The organism is Bacillus cereus group sp. N6 (genome assembly GCF_016483705.1).
Taxonomy (GTDB): Bacteria; Bacillota; Bacilli; order Bacillales; family Bacillaceae_G; genus Bacillus_A; species Bacillus_A wiedmannii.
Map to the genome: position 1 here is coordinate 1 of NZ_JAEHBI010000120.1, position 3771 is coordinate 3771.

Below are 3771 nucleotides of genomic sequence, written 5' to 3' on the forward strand. Positions count from 1 at the left end.
ATATTATTGTTGGGGGAAGTAAAACTTTCACGAACTTTCTTATCATTTGCGCACAAAAAGACGAGAGTATTCTCGTCTTTTTGTTTTGTATAAAAATCCATGATTAGTTAACATAACGTATCATTATCGGTAGTAATCCTCAAGGGTTCCGCTTACTCTCCCAAGGGGTTTTATCTTTTCACTTATCTATTTTATATACAGCATTTTATACATTCCCGTTTTATCAAGCTTTTGACTTCCCTAAAATTCATCAAATTCCCTTCTTTTTTGCATAAAATCATGCATACATATATTTGATTTTATATGTACTTTTTTGGTATAAAAAGCCAAAAATGAGCATAAGAAAAGGTATACAGCACTACATGTTGTATACCTTTTCTTAACTGTTTAAACTCTAAACAGTTTAACTAGTATATACGGCCTTCTTACTAGTTGAATCCATTCAGGTGCAAAAGATCACTTTTCTAAGTGATCTTTTGTGTTTATAAAAAAATTAGCAATTTCTTTCTTTTCATTTCCAAAATTGATACCATTTTTTTTCATTACTTACTGCAATTATCTGTTTTACTTCTTGAAGTTCTCGCATAACAGTCATAACCGCTTTATCCCGATTAGTAATCTGTTGTTTTTCTATAGTATTAGAATAAGCCAATAACTTTTGTTGAGATTCCAATAAGTTTGTTAGCTTAGCTATTTGCTCATTTTGATTCTGTAATTGTTTTTGTTGTAACTCTACTGTATCTTTTAATTCTCTCAATACTGCTTTTAAATCATTAGATCCAGAAGTTATAACAGTCATATCTGTATTATTAACTGTTAATCCTTCTTCTTTTAAAAGTAATTTGCAAGCATCTTCCAATGTAACTTGTGGCATACTTTTTAACTCTACTAATCTTTGTAATAACCTAACATCATAATCATTAAAAATAATTCGTTCTCGTTCGTCTCTTTTAAAGGCATAACAGTTATAACTCTCAATTAGTAAGTAATATTTTTTAACCGTAGAAGGTGATATTTTTAATCTTTTTGCAATCTGGGATACATTTTCATAAATAATAGGTGTCATAATAGTCATAACCTCCTTTTCAATATTTCAAATTCGTTATAACAGTTATAACTCCTTCATCTTAACATTTTACATAAACTTTACTTAAATCAATAAAAAACAAACTCTGAATCAAAAAAGGGAGAAGAGCATAAGGGGTTTTTGAGCCCAACTAGGGGTTGGGCCTAGTTTAAACGTGGGTACACGAAAATTCCCAGGATGTCCACTCACTGACGACACAAAACTCCCTTCGATGTCTCTTTTAATAAATTGCAATCAAACATTACTTTAAAATACTAAAAAAAAACAATTGAGATTAAATAAATATAAATCCTTAATCTAGAATCAAATAACAACAGAATATAAAATGCTATTTAGGCGCTTCAGAATCCTTTTTAAAGAATATAAATCTAAAATAATACTATTTAACGCGAAAACGAAAATAAACGCTTAAAAAACAAAATGAACAGGTTTAAAAGAAGGTTTTCCTTTGCTTTTGGGGTTGAGGTTGGTTCGTCGTGTGGGGACGAGCCCCCACATATTACGTATCTATCAATATGGTAAGTGAAATTATTAAGCGAGGACACTAGCGGTTCGGCTCGTATAATAGTAAATTCAAGCCGATGATCATAAATAGTTGCTTTTGGATATATCGGCTTGGTGATATCCAAATTCGAGCCGAAAAAAGTTTTGCAAGGATGTAGCAAAGCGAAAAGGGTGGAGATTTTCTGTAGTAAAGCGAAAGAAAATACGACCCGTTCCTTGCGGAACTTTTAGCCTTAATAATATATAGAGTGAGAAGGACAAGCATTTTAAAGTTTAAAAAACACAGTAATATCAATGGTTTCAAGATTTTTCGTACGTATCAGATTTGATACACTTTCGTATCAGATTTGATACGTACGAAAAATAAAAAATCAAAAAAAAAAGAACTAGTCAATAGTTCTTTTTAAAATAATCTATTAGGTAAATTTTTAAGTGTTTTGTTATTCATAGCTTTTCTAAACATGGTTACTAAAGCTCCTTGAACATCATCACGATTTCCAGCATAAATAATATTGGGATTAACATAAATGGCATAAGCTTTTACATTATTACCTTCAACACCAGATTCAGCTTTAGCTAATATACCTTTTTTAACAAGGCTATTAATAACTCTACTAACTTTTGTTCTACTTGTCCCTAATACTTCTCCTATTTGAGTAATATTTAATGGAGAAGCATATTTCTTAGTAATATCATCTACAATCGCATTTGAATGAAGCCCTATGTAAGCCTGTATATCAAGCAAAAAAATCTTTTCTTCGCCAGTCATATAATCCTTTTGTCTTAAATATTCCCAATTCAACTGTAATAACTGAACAAATTTAGCTTTATTTTTCACTTTCTTTTCAGGAACTAATTTCATTCCTCTTGAACCAGCCTTTGCTTGAAGTTCATTTGCTAAATACATCTCTTCTTCTGACAAGATCTTTGAATTCTCAATATCTCTCAATCTTGCATTTTTTTCAGCTTGTTCTAAATTGACGAGCTTTGACATAATCTTTCTCCTCTTTTCTAAGATTTTCAACTAGAGAAGAGGAACATTTTATGCTATGATGCTTATAGAATTTAAAATAAGTAAACAAACACAATCCCCTTTCTCTAATTGATAAGTTTGGTCGCTTTCAATTATAACATGAGGGGATTTTTTCTGTAATAAAAAACAAAAAAACTAAACAAGCCTTACTTAAAAACAGAAAAAAACAATTATTTATTTCATAATGCTTATAAATAAGAAAAGAAGTCCTAATAATATAGGACTTCTTTTTACTTTATTCAAAAGTAAACTTTTGAATAAGGGTGTTTTTGCCCATCCCCTCGAAAAGAGGGAATAAGCTTAATCCATAAGAAATTTAAACGTAATGACAAAAAGTGTACTTTGTGACACAGCTAAAAATGTAAAATTTTTCATTTCAAAAATACCACTTATTTACATTTGATGCATGTCGATACAGTTGTAAAAGATTTGAGACATATATTTTTAAGTGTAATCCAAATGATATTTGGGATATTTTGTCTTAATCCCCCTTTTCGGGGAGATGGCAAAAACACCCATTTTCTCTATCATTATACCATGTAAATATTGTTTAAAAATAATAGATAGAGACTTTGAATATATTCCTTTAAAAACTGCGATGATTTGCTTTCTCTTTTACAAACGTAAAAGCAAAAATAAATGCACCAAGTCCAATCACACCCATCAGAATCGCCATCACAAGCCAACCCCATTCAAATGTTTGTGCCACTTTTTCATACAGTTTCGATACTCCTAATACGTTCCAAATCCCCCACTTTAAGCCTGTTACCATAATTACTGCAATCAGAGCATATAACAAGACTTGTACCACAGAGACACACACTTCTTCGATTTTTTTGTCTTAATTCGCATGTTCTGTACTTCATGCGTTTTTTGCTCTATTTGGTACACTTTATGATAAAAATCAGTAACAAGTTTATCTGTCTTTTTCTCAAAATTCTTCCCAACACTCTCATTCATTTGTTTGAAATAGTAGTTCAACGTTTCAGTGAAACTATCTCTCAAGACTTGGTCCGCTTTTTGTAATTGTTCGACTTTGTTGTTCAAGCTCTCGTTGTTGTTTCTGCTCATTTTGTTCACGGATCGTATTTGCTCGCTCACGAGCTTGTTGTTCTTCTCGATACTTTCGGCTAATTGGTCGATACGC

3 protein-coding genes are annotated in these 3771 nt (G+C 31.0%); all 3 read right to left on the reverse strand.

Annotation, left to right across the window (positions count from 1 at the left end):
• Positions 1 to 511: 511 nt before the first annotated feature.
• Positions 512 to 1066: a DUF3967 domain-containing protein gene (locus JDS99_RS30075; RefSeq protein ID WP_199696398.1), complete on the reverse strand. Its 555-nt coding sequence runs from the start codon at positions 1064 to 1066 to the stop codon at positions 512 to 514.
• Between the two features lie 928 nt (positions 1067 to 1994).
• Complete coding sequence (locus JDS99_RS30080) at positions 1995 to 2585, reverse strand: MarR family transcriptional regulator (protein WP_199696399.1); 591 nt, start codon at positions 2583 to 2585, stop codon at positions 1995 to 1997.
• Positions 2586 to 3210: 625 nt separating this feature from the next.
• Positions 3211 to 3435 (reverse strand): hypothetical protein, encoded by a 225-nt coding sequence (locus JDS99_RS30085; RefSeq protein WP_199696400.1) that lies wholly within the window; start codon positions 3433 to 3435, stop codon positions 3211 to 3213.
• Positions 3436 to 3771 lie beyond the last annotated feature (336 nt).

Bases quoted from the DNA above. Each gene is read 5' to 3' on its own strand.
- JDS99_RS30075 (WP_199696398.1), bottom strand. From the start codon at position 1,066: ATGACACCTATTATTTATGAAAATGTATCCCAGATTGCAAAAAGATTA.
- JDS99_RS30080 (WP_199696399.1), bottom strand. From the start codon at position 2,585: ATGTCAAAGCTCGTCAATTTAGAACAAGCTGAAAAAAATGCAAGATTG.